Raw genomic sequence first — 16,000 nt, 5'->3', positions numbered from 1 at the left:
CCCTTGCCGCCGATCAGGGCTAAACGCCGCCTGACACAGCAAGGAGACGGGCAATGCGACTAGGCGGACGAATGGCAGCAGCCGTCGAAGTGCTGGCAGATATCGAGACACGCCGCAGGCCGGTTGCCGATGCCCTGAAGGATTGGGGGCTTGCCCATCGTTTCGCCGGCTCGGGCGACCGGGCCGCCATCGGCAATATCGTCTATGATGCCCTGCGGATGCGACTGTCGCATGGCTTCATGATGGACAGCGATAGCGAGACTGCCCTCGTCTACGCCGTTCTGCTCCGCCAGTGGGGCTTTACGACCGAGCGTCTCGCCACAGAATTATCCGATGACAAGTTCGCGCCGGAATGTCCGGATCTGACGCCTCTGGCCACCCGAAAGCTGGCCGATGCGCCGCTGCATGTTCAGGGGGATATTCCCGACTGGCTGGTCGGGGCCTTCCAAGATGCGTTCGGCGAGAACTGGCTGCGCGAGGCGCAGGCCATGGCCGGGCGGCCGACGCTCGATCTGCGCGTCAATACGCTGAAGGCATCGCGCGACAAGGTGCTGAAGGCCCTCGACCGATCCGGTGCGGTAGCGACCAGACTGGCCAGCAAGGGTGTGCGCATTGCGTCCGGCGACGGCCCCTCCCGCCTGCCGAATGTCACAGCGGAACTATCCTTCCAGAAGGGCTGGTTCGAGGTGCAGGACGAGGGCTCGCAGATCGTTGCCGAACTCGTGCAGCCGGGCGAAGGTCAACAGGTGCTGGATTACTGCGCCGGCGGTGGCGGCAAGACGCTGGCGCTTTCAGCCCAGATGAACAACAAGGGCCAGGTTCACGCCTATGACGCAGACCGCAAGAGGCTGGCTCCGATCATCGAGAGACTGCGCCGGGCCGGCACCCGCAATGTGCAGGTCCATGACGATGCGCGCGATCTTGAAGCCTTCGAAGGCCGGCTCGATGCGGTCCTGGTCGATGCGCCCTGCACCGGCACCGGCACCTGGCGCCGCCGTCCCGATACGAAATGGCGGCTGACGGAAAAGAACATCGAGGAGCGGCTGCAGCAGCAGCACGAGGCGCTGGACGCCGCCGCACGCTACGTGCGGCCGGGGGGTCAGCTGGTCTACGTCACCTGTTCTGTCCTGCCGCAGGAAAACGCCTCGCAGATCGACCGGTTCTGCCAGGCCAATCCGCAATTCCAGCCGATCGATAGTCTCGCCAGCTGGAACAGCCTGTTCGGCGAAGCGAGCCTGAAGCCCTATGATCGCCAATCAACGATGCTGACGCTGACGCCGGCATCGACCGGCACGGACGGCTTCTTCATCTGCAGGATGCGGCGCGACACTTGAGCGCAGGACAGTAGAACGCCAGCTCTACTGGCCGGGCTTCTAGTCATTCTAAACTAGATCGTTTGACACTAGAAATCGAATGCTGCATGACACCTGCCTATCGGGTTCCAATCTGTTTAGGAGGGGTCATGATCCGCAGAACGATTGTCAGCGCCGCCATCGGCATTCTTGCCGCATCCGCAGCCTTTGCCGTCACGCCGGCGAGCGCCGCAGAGCCGGCAGCCGTCCTCAAGCATTATGCCGATCTGGCGCATGCGAAATATGAAGACTCTCTGATCACCGCCAAAGCTCTGGACAAGGCGGTGGATGCGCTGATCGCCAAGCCTTCCCAGGAGACGCTGCGTGCAGCCCGCGAGGCCTGGATTGCGGCGCGCGTGCCCTACCAGCAGACGGAGGTCTATCGCTTCGGCAATCCGATCGTCGACGAGTGGGAGGGCAAGGTGAATGCCTGGCCGCTGGATGAGGGCCTCGTCGATTATGTCGATCCCGCCTATGGCACCGAGAGCGACAGCAATGCCTATTACACCGCCAATGTCATCGCCAATCCGAAGCTCACGGTGAACGGCGAAGCGATCGACGCCACCAAGATCACGCCGGATCTGCTGCGCAGCCTGCACGAGGCCGGCGAAGTGGAAGCCAATGTCGCCACCGGCTATCATGCCATCGAATTCCTGCTCTGGGGACAGGATCTGCATGGAACCGGTCCCGGCGCCGGCGAGCGCCCCTATACCGATTACGACAAGGCCAATTGCACGCATGGCAATTGCGACCGACGCGCCGAATACCTGAAAGCCGCCAGTACGCTTCTGGTTCAGGACCTGCAGGACATGGTGACGGCCTGGGCGCCGGATGGCGATGCCACCAAAACCGTCTCGGCAGATCCCAAGGCCGGCATCACCGCGATCCTGACCGGAATGGGCTCCCTGTCCTATGGCGAACTGGCGGGCGAACGCATGAAGCTCGGCCTGCTGCTGCATGATCCCGAAGAGGAGCATGATTGCTTTTCCGACAATACGCATGCTTCGCACCTGAATGATGCGATCGGCATTGCCTCCGCCTATAACGGCACCTACACGCGCGTCGATGGCACCAAGATGAGCGGCCCCTCGCTGTCCGAGCTTGTGAAGGCGAAGGATCCGGCGCTCGACACGGAAATGACGGAGAAACTGGCCAAGACGCTGGCGGCCATGAATGCCATGGCCGAGCGGGCCAAGACGGGCGAGGCCTATGACCAGATGATCGGTGAAGGCAATACGCAGGGCAATGCCATTGTCCAGGCCGCTATCGATGGACTGATCGACCAGACCAAGTCGATCGAGCGCGTCATTGCCTCCCTCGATCTCGGCACGATCAAGCTGGAGGGCTCCGACAGCCTCGACAACCCGAACGCAGTGTTCCAGTAAGAGCGAGGGAGAGCGCCGTCCGGCATGCCGGGCGGCCTGGCGGCGACAATGCGAACTCATCCGCTTGCCATGCTCCTCCTCTGCGCCCTGGCCGGTGCCGGTCTGCTTGTGCCGGCCCTGGGCGGTGAGACGCTCCCCCTGCGACGGAGCGATCTGCCGGAACACGACCGCGCTCGCGTTGCGGCGGTGACGCGGCCGACGCAGGATTTCACCAAGCCGGAAGCCTTCGAGGCCATGTCCGGCGGCGCCGCCACATCCACCGCGGCAGCCAATGGCAATGCCTTTTCCCATTTCTCCGCCAATCTGAGTTTCGCGGAGGAGGAGCGGTTCAAGCTCGGCAACGCGCTGTTCACCAAGCTCTGGGTGGCCGCGCCCTCTTCCACGCAGGCCTCCGACGGGCTCGGCCCCCTCTACAATGCGCGCGCCTGCCAGAGCTGCCATATCATGGATGGGCGCGGCCATCCGCCCGAAGGCGGTAAAGACAGGATATCGATGTTTCTGAGGCTTGCCCGCCCGGCGCGCACGCCCGACGAACAGGCAAGCCTGTCCCGCCACGAGGTCCTGAATTTCCCCGATGCCACCTACGGCGAGCAATTGCAGGATCTCGCAGTGCCAGGCCTCGCCGCCGAAGGTGAGATGGTGATCACCTATGCCGAGGTCCCGGTCGTCCTGGCGGACGGCACCACTTTGTCGCTGCGCAAGCCGGACTACCGCGTGGCTGAGCTTGCCTATGGGCCGCTGGAGCCGGATACGACCCTATCGCCGCGGATAGCGCCGCCCATGCTTGGCATGGGGCTGATCGAGGCCATAGCGGAGGCGGATATTCTGGCCCTGGCCGATCCGGATGACCGCAATGGCGACGGCATTTCCGGCCGCGCCGCCCTCACCCGGGACCATCGAACCGGAGACCTGGCGCTTGGCCGCTTCGGCTTCAAGGCGCAGAACGCCTCCGTGCGCGATCAGGTCGCGGCGGCCTTTTCCGGCGATATGGGCCTCTCGACGCCCGATCGGCCCGACCCCTATGGTGACTGCAGCAAGACCGAGCATGATTGCCGTTCACTGGCAAATGGTGTCCAGGAGAGGCTCGGAGACAGCGAGGCGCCCGACACTGTCATGGATCTGGTCACCTTCTACTCGAAGAACCTTGCGGTGCCGGCCCGCCGCAATGTTTCGGAGCCTCACGTGCTTGCCGGCAAAAACCTGTTCTACTCTCTCGGTTGCGCCAGCTGCCATGTGCCTAAATTCGTCACGCGGCGCGATGCGGACGATCAGGCGCAGTCCTTCCAGCTGATCTGGCCCTATTCCGATTTTCTGCTGCACGACATGGGCCAAGGTCTGGCAGATGGCCAGTCAGTCGGGAGTGCCAATGGCCAGGAGTGGCGCACGCCGCCGCTCTGGGGTATAGGCCTGACCAGCCATGGCAATGGTCACACGTTCTTCCTGCATGATGGGCGGGCCCGCAACCTCACCGAAGCCGTTCTGTGGCACGGTGGGGAGGCCGAGGCGGCCCGCAATGCCTTCGCCGCATCGCCGCCGGAGGACCGCGCGGCGTTGATGGCCTTTCTGGAGTCTCTATGATGCGCAAGCTTGCCTCCGCTTTGGTGCTGACAGCCCTTTCCACCCTTTTTGGTCCGGCGAGCCCGCAGGCCCAGGATGCCAATCTCTCGCCGCCCAAGCCCATTACCCTGGACGAGACCAGACGCCTGATGGACAAGGTCGTGGATGAGGTCATCCGCCCCGGCTATCGCAGCTTTTCCACCTCAAGCAGCCGGCTCACCGATGCCATGCGCCAATTATGCGCGGAGCCTTCCGCCGAAACGCTTGCGGCCGGCCGCGCAGCCTTCGAAGCCGCGGCGCTGGACTGGGGCCATATCGAGATCGTCCGCATTGGACCCGTCATCGAGGACAACCGGTTCGAGCGCGTCCTGTTCTACCCGGATCGCAAGAGCACCGGGCTGCGACAGGTGCAGGGCCTGCTGACGACGCCGGATGAGGATGCCACCTCGCCGGTGCAACTGGCACGCAAGAGCGTCGCGATGCAGGGGCTCGGCGCTCTCGAATTCGTGCTCCACGGCACCGGGTCGGACGCGCTGGTCGACGAGGTCGATGGTTTCAGGTGCCGCTACGGCCTGGCGGTTGCCGGAAGCATTCAGAGAGTGGCGACCGAACTCTCCCAGATCTGGGACGATCCGGCAGGCATTCAGAAGGATTGGAAGGAGCCGGGAGCCGACAGCCGGGTGTTCCGCACGCCCGGCGAAGCGGTGACCGCGGTTCTTGGTCTTCTCGTGCATTCGGCGGAAGCCGCGCGTGACCAGCGCATCGAGACCTTCTACAAGGGGGAAGACAATTCCACCTTTCCCAAGCAGGCGCTCTTCTGGCGCTCCGGCCTGACCTTCAAGATGCTGGCCGCCAATCTGGAGGGGATCCGCACGCTTCTGGACAGATCCGAGATCCGCGATCTTCTCAACGACGACCAGCAATCCATCGTGGCCTCCATCCAGTTCGTGTTGCGCTCGCTGATCCGGGTCGCCAGAGACATGGAGCCGGATGTCGAGGTGGCCGTCAGCGACCCCCTCCAGCGCCAGAAGCTGGATTTCCTCCTGCTGAACAGCCGGGACCTGATCCTGCGGCTGAACGACCAGTTGGGAAGCGGGTTGGGGCTCGGTGCCGGATTTTCCTTCTCCGACGGCGATTGAGCGGGGCCATGAAGAGCAGCCTGATCGATAGACGCAGCTTCGCCAAGGCCGCCGGCCTCGGCTTCCTTGCAACGCTCCTGCCACGGCAGTTGCAGGCGCTCGAGCGGGCGGAGGCCGTCTATGCCGCCGGCTTTCGCGCGCCAAACGGCGAGTTCGGCCTGGCCACCGTCAGCGTGCGTGGCGAGGTGATCGACCGCATCGACCTTCCGTCCCGCGCCCATGGGCTTGCCTATTGCCGGACCACCGGCCGCGGCGTGGCATTTGCCCGTCGGCCCGGCACATTTGCGATGATCTTCGATCCGGCAGGACAGGCCGAGCCCGTTGTCATTCATGCGCCGGAGGGCCGCCATTTCTACGGTCATGGCCATTTCTCGCCCGATGGCCGAATCCTCTATGCCAGCGAGAATGATTTCGACGCCCGGCGCGGCGTCATCGGCCTTTACGATGCGACAAATGGATTTCAGCGGATCGGTGAGTTCGATGCCTGCGGCATGGGCACGCATGACATGATCGCCTCCGACGACGGCACGCTTCTCATCATCGCCAATGGCGGGATCGAGACGCATCCCGATTTCGGCCGCACCAAGCTCAATCTCGACCGCATGGAACCGAGCCTGGCCATTCTCGATGCGCGCGACGGCAGCCTCGTCCAGCGCCACACGCTGCCGACGGGTCTCAGCCGGCTCTCCACGCGCCATCTGGCACTCGACGCCAGCAATCGCGTCTGGTTTGCCTGCCAGTGGGAGGGCGCTCGCAATGCGCTTCCGCCGCTGGCGGGGTTCTTCGCGCCCGGGGAGGACCTGACCTTCCTGGACCTGCCGCAGGAGACCACGCAGCGGCTGGCAAATTATGTCGGCGCAATTGCGATCAATCGGGAGGAGAAACTGGTGGGGCTGACCTCGCCCATCGGCGGGGCGGCGGTCATCATCGATGCCGCAAGCGGGCGGGTGCTTGCCGAAGAGGCCATCCCGGAGGCCGCGGGCGTGGCTGCGTCTCCAACCGGCCTCGCCGTCTCCTCCTATACCGGCCGCCTGTGCCAGACGCAGTCGGACCTGGCCTTCGACCAGCACCTCATCCGGATCGGCTGACTTCTGGCCGGGCCAGACCGACTGCCCTTGCGCAGGTTCCGGAAAAGTGTCCCACGGTTTTCCGACCAGAACCTGCATCAAGACGATAAACTGAGCGGATGAAGCGTTGGCAGGCCAATGCAAGTCTGCTTAGATCGGCAGCATGAAGAAGATCCTGATCTATCTGCTGTTCGTCGTGGTGGTTGTCGGTCTCGGCGCCCTCATCGGTGTCGCCAATGTTCCCGGCGACTGGTACCAGTCGCTCAACAAGCCCTTCTTCAATCCGCCCAACTGGATTTTCGGCCCGGTCTGGACAACCCTCTATGTCCTGATCGGCCTTTCGGGAGCCCGCACCTGGCTGCGGGCGGCGGGATCGGCCAATATGCAGCTCTGGTTCGGCCAGATGGCGCTGAACTTTCTGTGGAGCCCCGCCTTTTTCGGTGCCGAAAGCACCATTCTCGGCCTGATCGTCATCATCCCGCTGCTCCTCTCCATCATTGCCTTCATCCGCATGAGCTGGGCGCCGGATCGACTAAGCGCGCTACTCTTCCTGCCCTATCTGGCCTGGGTAGCCTTTGCGACGCTTCTCAATCTCTCGCTCTTCCTTTTGAACTGACGATGTTCCGGCACATCCGGACCGATCCTCTGCCGGATCGGACCCTCTATGCGCTCTTGCGGGCGCGCCCGAGCCATGCCAGTTTCGCACCCGCGAAAGGATGGCGGGCATGGATGCGATTGATGCAGGTGATTTCCGCGAGCGGGTAAGGCGCAGTTTCGACCGTCAGGCGGCCATGCGCACCATTGGCGCCGAGCTGATGCGGGTCGAGCAGGCCATGGTCGAAATCGAAATGCCCTTCGATGCGAAGTTGACCCAGCAGCACGGTTTTTTGCATGCCGGCATCATTTCGGCAGCGCTTGATAGCGCATGCGGCTATGCCGCCTATACCGTGATCGCGCCGGAGGCGTCCATCCTTACCATCGAGTTCAAGATCAACCTTCTTTCGCCCGGCCGCGGCGAACGTTTCCTGTTTCGCGGCGAGATCACCAAGCCGGGCTCCACCATCATCGTCGCCGACGGGCGGGCCTATGCGTTGAGCGATGGACCGGCGAAGCTGATCGCATCCATGACCGGCAGCATGATGGTCATCCGTGGCCGAGAGGATGTCACCGGATGAGCTTCGGGCTTGAACAGGTCGCGGGGAAGACCCTGCTTTTCGTCATGGCTGCGGAAGCCGAATACGGGGTGCACCTGCGTCGCCGCTTTACACCCTTGATGACCGGCGTCGGTCCGGTGGAAGCGGCCGTCTCGCTCACCCGCGCTCTGGCACGGCTCGACGCCGATCAAACGCTTCCGGATCTTGTCGTCAGTCTCGGCTCGGCCGGCTCGCGGCGGCTGGAGCAGGCCGCGGTCTACCAGGTCTCGGCAATCTCCTATCGCGACATGGATGCCTCGCCGCTCGGCTTCGAAAAGGGGCGCACGCCCTTTCTGGATCATCCCGCCGTGGTTGCCCTGCCGCATCGCATCCCCGGCATCGGCACCGCCACCCTGTCGACCGGCGCGAACATCGTCTCCGGCGAGGCCTATGACGCGATCGATGCCGATCTCGTCGATATGGAAACCTTTGCCATCTGGCGCGCCTGCGAAGGCTTCCGCCTTCCGCTGATCGGCCTGCGCGGCGTCTCCGACGGCAAGGCGGCGCTGCGTCACATCGGCGACTGGACCGCCTATCTCCACATCATCGATGAACGGCTGGCGGAGGCCACCGACCGGCTCGGCAATGCCCTTCTCAGCGGCGATTTGCGCCTCTGACGCAGTTGCCAAAATGGTGTTTGTTCATTAAAGGCTCGCCATGACCCAAGAAACACTCCCGGCAGCCCAGCACGACCGCCTTCTCATCATCGACTTCGGCTCTCAGGTGACCCAGCTCATCGCCCGGCGCCTGCGAGAGTTGAATGTCTATTGCGAGATCCATCCCTATCAGAACGTGACCGATGCCTTTCTGGCAGAGTTCAAGCCGAAAGCCGTGATCTTCTCCGGCGGTCCGGATTCGGTCACGCGTCCCGGCTCGCCGCGTCCGCCGCAATCCGTCTATGCGCTGGGGGTTCCAATCCTCGGCATCTGCTATGGCCAGCAGGTGATGATGCAGGATCTTGGCGGCCAGGTGGATGGCGGCAAGATTTCCGGTGGCGGCGGCACGGCGGAATTCGGCCGTGCTTTCGTGACACCCTCGGATAAAACGCTGCCTTTCCTGGATGGCTGGTTCACGGACGGCCGCGAACAGGTCTGGATGAGCCATGGCGATCATGTCAGCCGGATCGCGCCGGGTTTCGATGTCTACGGGACATCGCCCAACGCGCCTTTCGCCATTACCGCCGATGCCGAACGTCGCTTCTTCGCGGTGCAGTTCCATCCTGAAGTGCATCACACGCCGCATGGCAAGACGCTTTACGAGAACTTCGTGCGCATGGCCGGCTTCAAGGGCGACTGGACCATGGGCGCCTATCGTGCCGAGGCGATCGCGAAAATTCGCGCCCAGGTGGGCGATAAGCGGGTCATCTGCGGCCTTTCCGGCGGTGTCGACAGCTCGGTGGCCGCCGTTCTCATTCATGAAGCGATCGGCGAACAGCTGACCTGCGTCTTCGTCGATCACGGGCTGCTGCGTCAGGGAGAAGCGGAGGAAGTGGTCACCATGTTCCGTGACCACTATAACATCCCGCTCATCCATGCCGACGAGCAGGACCTGTTCCTCGACGCGCTGGAGGGCGTGAGCGACCCGGAAGTCAAGCGCAAGACGATCGGCAGGCTGTTCATCGACGTGTTCCAGAAACATGCCAACACGATTGACGGCGCCGAATTTCTGGCCCAGGGGACGCTTTATCCCGACGTGATCGAAAGCGTGTCCTTCTCCGGTGGTCCTTCGGTGACGATCAAGAGCCATCACAATGTCGGCGGCCTGCCGGACAAGATGGGCTTGAAGCTGGTGGAGCCGTTGCGGGAATTGTTCAAGGACGAGGTGCGTGCGCTCGGCCGCGAACTCGGCCTACCCGCCACATTCATTGGCCGTCATCCTTTCCCCGGCCCCGGCCTGGCGATCCGCTGCCCGGGCGAGATCACGCGGGAGAAGCTTGCAATCCTGCGCAAGGCCGATGCGGTCTATATCGACCAGATCCGCAAGCACGGCCTTTATGACGAGATCTGGCAGGCTTTCGTGGCGATCCTGCCGGTTCGCACGGTCGGCGTGATGGGCGATGGCCGCACCTATGATTTTGCCTGTGCGCTCCGCGCCGTCACATCGGTCGACGGCATGACTGCCGATTATTATCCCTTCACCCATGATTTCCTGGGCGAAACGGCAACGCGCATCATCAATGAGGTCGAAGGCATCAACCGGGTGACCTACGACATCACGTCCAAGCCGCCCGGCACCATCGAGTGGGAATGAAGTCCTGAGGATGCCGGGCGCCGGGTCTGCCAGGCGGTGATTCAGCCACCGCCTGATCCTTGCCGAACTGATACGTGCAGGACGGGCCGATGTCCTTCCTGCCTTTCAGGACCCCCTATGCTCAGGTGGCTGTGTTCGGCACCCTGGCGATCACCTTGATCTCGAAATCGAAGCCGGCCAGCCAGTTTACGCCGATAGCCGTCCAGTTCGGATAGGGAGCCTTCGGAAAGACCTCGCTTTTGACCTTGAGGAATGTCTCGAACTGCCGCTCAGGGTCGGTGTGGAACGAGGTAACATCCACAATATCATCGAATGAGCATCCGGCGGCGGCCAGCGTCGCCTCCAGATTGGCAAAGGCAAGGCGCATCTGGGCCTCGAATTCCGGCTCGGGTGAGCCGTCCGCGCGGCTGCCGACCTGGCCAGACACGAAAAGCAGATCGCCGGAGCGGATTGCAGCCGAATATTCATGCTGTTCATAAAGGGCACTGCGCCCCTTCGGGAAGATGGCTTGACGGTTTGTCATGATTGGAAATCCTTGTTCTGCGCGGGCCCATCCCGCAATCTCGCGGCCGGACATATGGACGTTTCCGGCGCGGCGCGCTAAGATACGGCGCGTATGTAGAATTATCACATACACACCGTATGTCAATTCACATACGCCGCGTATGCGCGATTGGGAGATTTGAATGGGCAAGAAGCGCGACGAGACGATGGCGGAAAACCGGATGCGCCTGCTCTCGGCAGCCCGCCGGGCCTTTGCGGCTCACGGGTTTTCCGCAGCGTCGATGGATGAGTTGACCGCCGAGGCGGGCCTCACCCGCGGGGCCCTCTATCACAATTTTGGCGATAAGAAGGGTCTGTTTGCCGCCGTCGTTGCCGAGGTCGACGGTGAGATGGCGGCGCGTGCGAAAAAGGCGGGTGCGCGTGGCGAGGATGACTGGAGCGCGCTGATGCTCGAAACCGATGCCTATATTGAAATGGCGCTCGATCCGGAGGTGCAGCGGATCGTTCTGCTCGACGGACCGGCCTTTCTCGGCGATCCCTCGCAATGGCCGAGCCAGAATGCCTGCCTGCAGGAGACCAGGGAGAAGATCGCCAGCCTCGTCTCCGCCCGGATCCTGAAACCGGTGGACGTGGATGCGGCGGCGCGTTTGCTGAGCGGTGCAGCGCTGAATGCTGCTTTATGGGTCGCAGCGAGCGATGATCCACGCGCAGCCTTGCCGAAGGCGACCGAAACCTTCCGGCTGCTGGCGGCTGGTCTGCTGGCCGACCGCGCTTCAGATTGAGCTTGAGCTTAAGCTTGAGCCGGCAAGCTGCATCCCTGCCCGAACCTCAACCCTCCTTCTGCCGCTCCACCCCGCACAAGGGCCGTTCCAGCGCCGAGAGTTTGAGCGGCTTCACGAATTGTCGGCGAAAGGCCTGCCAGGCAAGGCCGCGGGCCACGGCCGGATCGGCGAACTCGCCTGCATCGGCGAGCCAGGAGGACAGCATGGCGAAGGCGATACGGTAGCGGCCTTTCACCAATGCGCCATCGCGCGTTACGCCCGCATAGGTGATCGGGATGGTACGGCAGTCGAGCTGGAACCGCGTCTGGAGATCCGCTTCTTCGTTGCGCCCGGCACGTGCCGCAACCGATTTCAGATGCAGTCCCACGGGCCGGGTATGGCGCACGGCCACCGCGTCGAGTATGGCACTGCGAAACGGGCCGCATTCGCGCCAGCGGCACCAGACATAATCCATTCCGAAGCCTGTCATGGTATCGGCAAACAGCGGCAGCGCGCATCGCAGGAGCTCGCGATTGAGGCAGGGCACCATGATCTCCACGAGATTGGTGTAGCGCAGCCGAAAAGCGCTGCACTGCAGGAGCGGGAAATAGCTGAAATAGCTATCGCGGGTAAGAGCCGGCTGGCTCAGCGCCAGATCGTAAGCGCGCGACAGCGCAAAGATCTGTTCGATGCTGGCCCCATCTGTTGCAATATCGTCATCCGGCAGCCAGACATAATCATAGCGGTCGAGATCGATCCCGGTGATTGCAAAGCTCTGATGCAGCCCGTCCCATTTCCCGCCCTTGACGAAAACGGCAGTTACGCCCTCCTCCGGCCTGTGCCGTTCAAAGGCGGCAGCCGAATAATAGCTGGCGAGGAGATCGAAGGACCTTTGGTGATTAGGCTGGTCGAGCCAGGCTCTATGCAGGGAGGCGTCGCCCGCCCGCACCGCAACGAGATGTTTCCTGCCGCCGTCGACCATGTGCGCCCCCGCCCGCCCCGCCCGATCGTCTTCAACGCCGGCTGGCTGGCGCACAGGCTACTGCAAAACGCGCCGATTGCGAATGGGATTCATGCAGCAGCACCCTTCGAGCCGGCGCGGCTGGTCAGGCGCGGCGGGGCATGGTTCAGCCCCGCCTCCCCTATGTTTGCCGCTCACAGCGGCCGATAGGCGAAATGCGCGAAATCCGCCGGGCATCCGCCCCCGGTGATGTCGAAGGCCACCATGCCGACAAAGGCACCGGTGAAGGATCCATGCTCTCCACGCCCCCCTTCATCGGAGATGACGCCGGCGTCCAGGACAGGACCAATGGCCTGCCACGGCAGATCCTCGCGATGGCGCCAGAAGAACTGCAGCTCATTATCATGCACTTCGAGCGCCAGATGGACCGGCCCCTCCGGAAGCGCAATCCCGCTCTCGATCGGGAATTGCAGGCGGGCATGCGGGAAATCGCCGGGGCAGGAGAAGATGGTCAAGACCCGGCCGAGCTTTTCGTGAATGCTGACCATCAGCGCATGGAGTTTGTGCCGGTTGTAATAATGGGTAAGACCAGCGGCCTGCTGATAGGTGGCGGGCTCGAAGTCCAGCGTGGTTTCCGCACGAAAGCGATGATGCTCCTGCCGGCGTGCCACCAGCGACTGCTCGAACCAGGAGCCAATGCTCTCGCGTCCGATGAGGCGCAAATGCCCCGGACGTTGCTGAAGCGAAAAGATCCGATCGGGCTCCGGCGTGCGCAGCCATTGGAAATCGGACGGCAGGCGACAGGCATCGAAGCGATAATCGACAGGTCCCGGCGGCTCCGGCAGGTTTGCGGTCCCCGGCGCCTCAACCTCCACCTGCGGAACCATGCCGCCGCCGGCAAGATACAGCCAATCGTCGTCATGCCAGGCGCATTCCTGCAACGCCGTCTCCCGGCCGAGCGTGCAGCGCCGATGCGGCGGGAGCGGCCGGCCGCACAGATGCGTGTGGTAAGGCCGTCCTTCCGGTGTTTCCACATATTGGCCATGTCCGGCCCGCTGCAGTTTCGCCTGCGGATCGTCCTTGGATGTGATGAGATAGATATTGGGATGCAACTCGTAGGGCCCGACGATGTCGCGCGACCGCGCCATGGTCACGGCGTGGTCATAGCCCGTGCCGCCTTCGGCTGTTGTCAGATAATAGTAACCCTTGCGCTTGAAGAGATGCGGTCCCTCCACCAGGCCCAGAGGGCTGCCGGCAAAGATATTGCGGACAGGGCCGACGAGCCGCTGCGTCCCCGCATCCCATTCCTGCAGCAGGATCCCGTCGAAGGCGGGATGCCTGGGCGCGCCGCCATAGCTTTCGGTGCGGTGGTTCCACTGCATGTTCAGGAACCATTTGCGCCCGTCATCGTCATGAAACAGCGACGGATCGAAGCCGGACGAATTGACATAGATCGGCTCCGACCATTCCGCCTCGATGCTGGGGGCGGTGACGATGTAATTATGCGCATCCTTGAAGCTGCCGTCGAAACGTTTGACGTCCGTATAGACCAGCCAGAACAGGCTGTCCGAAAAGGAAAGGCACGGCGCCCAGATGCCGCAACTGTCCGGATTGCCGCGCATGTCGAGCTGGCTGGCGCGTTCCAGCGGCCGGCGCACGAGCGTCCAGTTCACCAGATCGCGCGAGTGATGGATCTGCACGCCGGGATACCATTCGAAGGTGGAGGTCGCGATATAGTAGTCCTCGTCGACACGGCAGATGGACGGGTCCGGGTTGAAGCCCGGCAGGATGGGATTTCTGATCATGATGGCCTCCGCAAGAGGAACGAAAAAAGCCGGCCGCGCCTCTCCCGAAAGGCACGACCGGCTCCCCACTCTCAACGCAGCAGTGCTAGCGCCTCATCGACACCCAGCGCCGCCGGTTGGGTGCAGGTCGTGGCGAGGTCCACGAAGCACCCATCTTGACCGGACTTGAGTATGCTCGTCATCACGTCGATTCCGTGCAGAGTGCGGTCGAGGGAGCAACGCGGATCGCGACCCGAAATCAAAGCCATGGCCATATCCGCCAGGCCGGCCGTGCGATAATTCGCACGCGGCCCTTGCGGACTTTCCTGGTTAGGCTTGCCGAACGGATGATCCCACTCCTCCAGCGGCTGAATATCCTTGTTTTTGCCGGATGCTTCAACCGTTCCGCCGAAGAAATTTGGATCAGGCACGAAAATCGACCCCTCGGTGCCGTATAATTCCATATTGTTATGTCTGTGTGACCAAACATCCCAGCTTGCGGACAGCGTAATCGTAGCGCCACTGACGAATTCCAGAAGCGCATGGATATTGGTCGGCGTTTCGACAGGAATGACGGTACCGGCCAGCGGCTGGCTCGTCACGGTCCGGCTGGTATTGGCCATGGAGGTCAGGGCGGCCACGCGCTTGACCGGACCGATAAGATTGATCAGATTGGCGATGTAATAGGGACCGAGATCGAGGATCGGTCCTCCTCCCGCCAGGAAGAAGAAGCCCGGATTGGGATGCCACATTTCCATTCCGGGGCTCATCACATGGCAGGTTCCGGAGGTGATGCGCCCGATCCCGCCCTCGTCGATATATTTGCGCGCCAACTGATGCGCGCCGCCGAGGAACGTGTCCGGTGCGCAGCCGATGGCAAGCGTCTTCTCCTTGGCAAGAGACCGCAGGGCTTCGCCCTCTTCGAGCGAAAGAACCAGCGGCTTTTCCGAGTAGACGTGCTTGCCGGCCTCCAGAATGGCCTTGGACACGGCGAAATGGGCCGCAGGAACGGTCAGATTGACGATGACGTCCAGCTCGTCATTGGACAGAAGATCGTCGATGCTTTGTGCCGTCACGCCATATTCTTCAGCGCGCAATTGCGCGGCATTGGGATTCACGTCCGCGCAGGCCAGCATTTTGATGCCCCGGAACAGGGGTGCCAGCGAGAGATAGGTGGTGGAGATATTGCCGCATCCAATGATGCCGACGCCGAGTTCCTTGGCCATTTGGCGCTCCGGATGATTACAAGGTTCAATAGGTGGAGAATGCGGCGAAGGAGCGCGTGATCAGGCGATCAAGATCCTTCGGATTGTCATGTTCGACAATGAAGTGCTTGGCCGAACTTGCACGAAGCGCCTCCATCAGGGCCTTCCACGGCACCGTGCCGTGTCCCACATCCGCCCAGCCATCCTCATCGGCATTGTCGCCGGCCGGCGCGATATCCTTGACATGGACGGCACGGATGCGGCTGCCGTAGCGATCGATCCAGGCAAAGGGATCCGCCTTGCCGCGGATGATCCAGGCAATGTCGGCCTCCCAGGCAAGATCAGGCCCGCCCTCGAGAATATGCTCCTGCGGCGTGGTGCCGTCGCCGAGGCTGAGGAATTCGAAATCATGATTGTGCCAGCCGAATACCAGGCCTGCATCCTGAAAGCGCTTGCCTGCCTCTGCCAGGCGTTGCCCGAAGGCACGCCAGGAGGCCGCATCGGCCGGCCGCTGGTCGGGCAGAAGGTAAGGGCAGTAAATCGCTTCCATGCCCAGCGTTCTGGCAATTGCCATGGCGCGATCCGGCTCCCGCTCCAGCATGTCGAGACCGAAATGGCCCGTCGGCATCGTCAGGCCGGATCTGTCCAGATCCCGTCTCAGGCCGCTCAGCGCCTCGTCGTCCATGCCGGCATAGATCCCGCCATAGCCTTCCACATGCGTGTAGCCGGCCTTGGACAGACGCTCCAGCACATCCGACAGAGGCGGAAAATTGCGCGCGCTGTAAAGCTGGAAACCGAGTTCAGTCATAGGATCCTCCCGGGCCGTCGCGGCCCTCTTCGCG

General features: G+C 62.8%; 15 protein-coding genes. 10 read left to right on the top strand and 5 right to left on the bottom strand.

Annotated features, from left to right (window positions below; all coding sequences use genetic code 11):
• Positions 1-53: 53 nt before the first annotated feature.
• From QTJ18_RS23195 to guaA, 9 genes are all read left to right on the top strand, one after another.
• Complete coding sequence (locus tag QTJ18_RS23195) at positions 54-1,334, top strand: RsmB/NOP family class I SAM-dependent RNA methyltransferase (RefSeq protein ID WP_252753472.1); 1,281 nt, start codon at positions 54-56, stop codon at positions 1,332-1,334.
• A 128-nt stretch (positions 1,335-1,462) separates the two neighbouring features.
• A complete protein-coding gene (locus QTJ18_RS23190; protein WP_252753473.1) occupies positions 1,463-2,737 on the top strand; it encodes an imelysin family protein in 1,275 nt (424 codons plus the stop codon).
• 48 nt (positions 2,738-2,785) lie between these two features.
• The gene (locus QTJ18_RS23185; RefSeq protein ID WP_252753474.1) at positions 2,786-4,315 is read left to right on the top strand and encodes a di-heme oxidoreductase family protein; all 1,530 of its coding nucleotides are present in this window, start codon (positions 2,786-2,788) and stop codon (positions 4,313-4,315) included.
• Positions 4,315-5,433, top strand: a complete 1,119-nt coding sequence (locus tag QTJ18_RS23180) for an imelysin family protein (RefSeq protein ID WP_489667226.1) — start codon at positions 4,315-4,317, stop codon at positions 5,431-5,433. The genes QTJ18_RS23185 and QTJ18_RS23180 overlap by 1 nt, the downstream gene beginning before the upstream one ends.
• Before the next feature lie 8 nt (positions 5,434-5,441).
• The gene (locus QTJ18_RS23175) at positions 5,442-6,521 is read left to right on the top strand and encodes a DUF1513 domain-containing protein (protein WP_252753476.1); all 1,080 of its coding nucleotides are present in this window, start codon (positions 5,442-5,444) and stop codon (positions 6,519-6,521) included.
• Between the two features lie 142 nt (positions 6,522-6,663).
• Positions 6,664-7,116, top strand: coding sequence for a TspO/MBR family protein (locus tag QTJ18_RS23170; protein WP_252753477.1), 453 nt, complete (start codon positions 6,664-6,666; stop codon positions 7,114-7,116).
• A 109-nt stretch (positions 7,117-7,225) separates the two neighbouring features.
• Entirely contained in the window at positions 7,226-7,675 is a 450-nt protein-coding gene (locus tag QTJ18_RS23165; RefSeq protein WP_252753478.1) for a PaaI family thioesterase, read from the top strand.
• Complete coding sequence (locus tag QTJ18_RS23160; protein WP_252753479.1) at positions 7,672-8,310, top strand: 5'-methylthioadenosine/S-adenosylhomocysteine nucleosidase; 639 nt, start codon at positions 7,672-7,674, stop codon at positions 8,308-8,310. Before QTJ18_RS23165 ends, QTJ18_RS23160 begins: the two co-directional genes overlap by 4 nt.
• A gap of 40 nt (positions 8,311-8,350) precedes the next feature.
• Positions 8,351-9,943, top strand: coding sequence for a glutamine-hydrolyzing GMP synthase (gene guaA, locus QTJ18_RS23155; RefSeq protein ID WP_252753480.1), 1,593 nt, complete (start codon positions 8,351-8,353; stop codon positions 9,941-9,943).
• A gap of 121 nt (positions 9,944-10,064) precedes the next feature.
• Here guaA and QTJ18_RS23150 read toward each other — a convergent pair whose 3' ends face one another.
• A complete protein-coding gene (locus QTJ18_RS23150) occupies positions 10,065-10,466 on the bottom strand; it encodes a RidA family protein (protein WP_252753481.1) in 402 nt (133 codons plus the stop codon).
• 163 nt (positions 10,467-10,629) lie between these two features.
• Between QTJ18_RS23150 and QTJ18_RS23145 the strand changes: the two genes are divergently transcribed.
• Positions 10,630-11,229, top strand: coding sequence for a TetR/AcrR family transcriptional regulator (locus QTJ18_RS23145; protein WP_252753482.1), 600 nt, complete (start codon positions 10,630-10,632; stop codon positions 11,227-11,229).
• Positions 11,230-11,275: 46 nt separating this feature from the next.
• On the opposite strand, the gene QTJ18_RS23140 is transcribed toward QTJ18_RS23145, so the two are convergent.
• The 4 genes from QTJ18_RS23140 to QTJ18_RS23125 all read right to left on the bottom strand — a co-directional run bounded on the left by QTJ18_RS23140 (position 11,276) and on the right by QTJ18_RS23125 (position 15,966).
• Positions 11,276-12,244 carry a hypothetical protein gene (locus tag QTJ18_RS23140; protein ID WP_252753483.1) on the bottom strand — a complete coding sequence of 323 codons (969 nt, stop codon included), beginning with the start codon at positions 12,242-12,244 and terminating at the stop codon, positions 11,276-11,278.
• A gap of 119 nt (positions 12,245-12,363) precedes the next feature.
• Positions 12,364-13,974, bottom strand: a complete 1,611-nt coding sequence (locus tag QTJ18_RS23135; RefSeq protein WP_252753484.1) for a glycoside hydrolase family 43 protein — start codon at positions 13,972-13,974, stop codon at positions 12,364-12,366.
• Between the two features lie 71 nt (positions 13,975-14,045).
• On the bottom strand, positions 14,046-15,179 hold the full coding sequence (locus tag QTJ18_RS23130; protein ID WP_252753485.1) for a Gfo/Idh/MocA family protein: 1,134 nt from the start codon (positions 15,177-15,179) through the stop codon (positions 14,046-14,048).
• 25 nt (positions 15,180-15,204) lie between these two features.
• A complete protein-coding gene (locus QTJ18_RS23125; protein ID WP_252753486.1) occupies positions 15,205-15,966 on the bottom strand; it encodes a sugar phosphate isomerase/epimerase family protein in 762 nt (253 codons plus the stop codon).
• Positions 15,967-16,000 lie beyond the last annotated feature (34 nt).

The sequence above is a fragment of the Rhizobium sp. SSA_523 genome (assembly GCF_030435705.1).
Classification (GTDB): Bacteria; Pseudomonadota; Alphaproteobacteria; order Rhizobiales; family Rhizobiaceae; genus Neorhizobium.
Note: the sequence above shows the minus strand (reverse complement) of the source record. Positions and strands in the feature narration are given on the sequence as shown.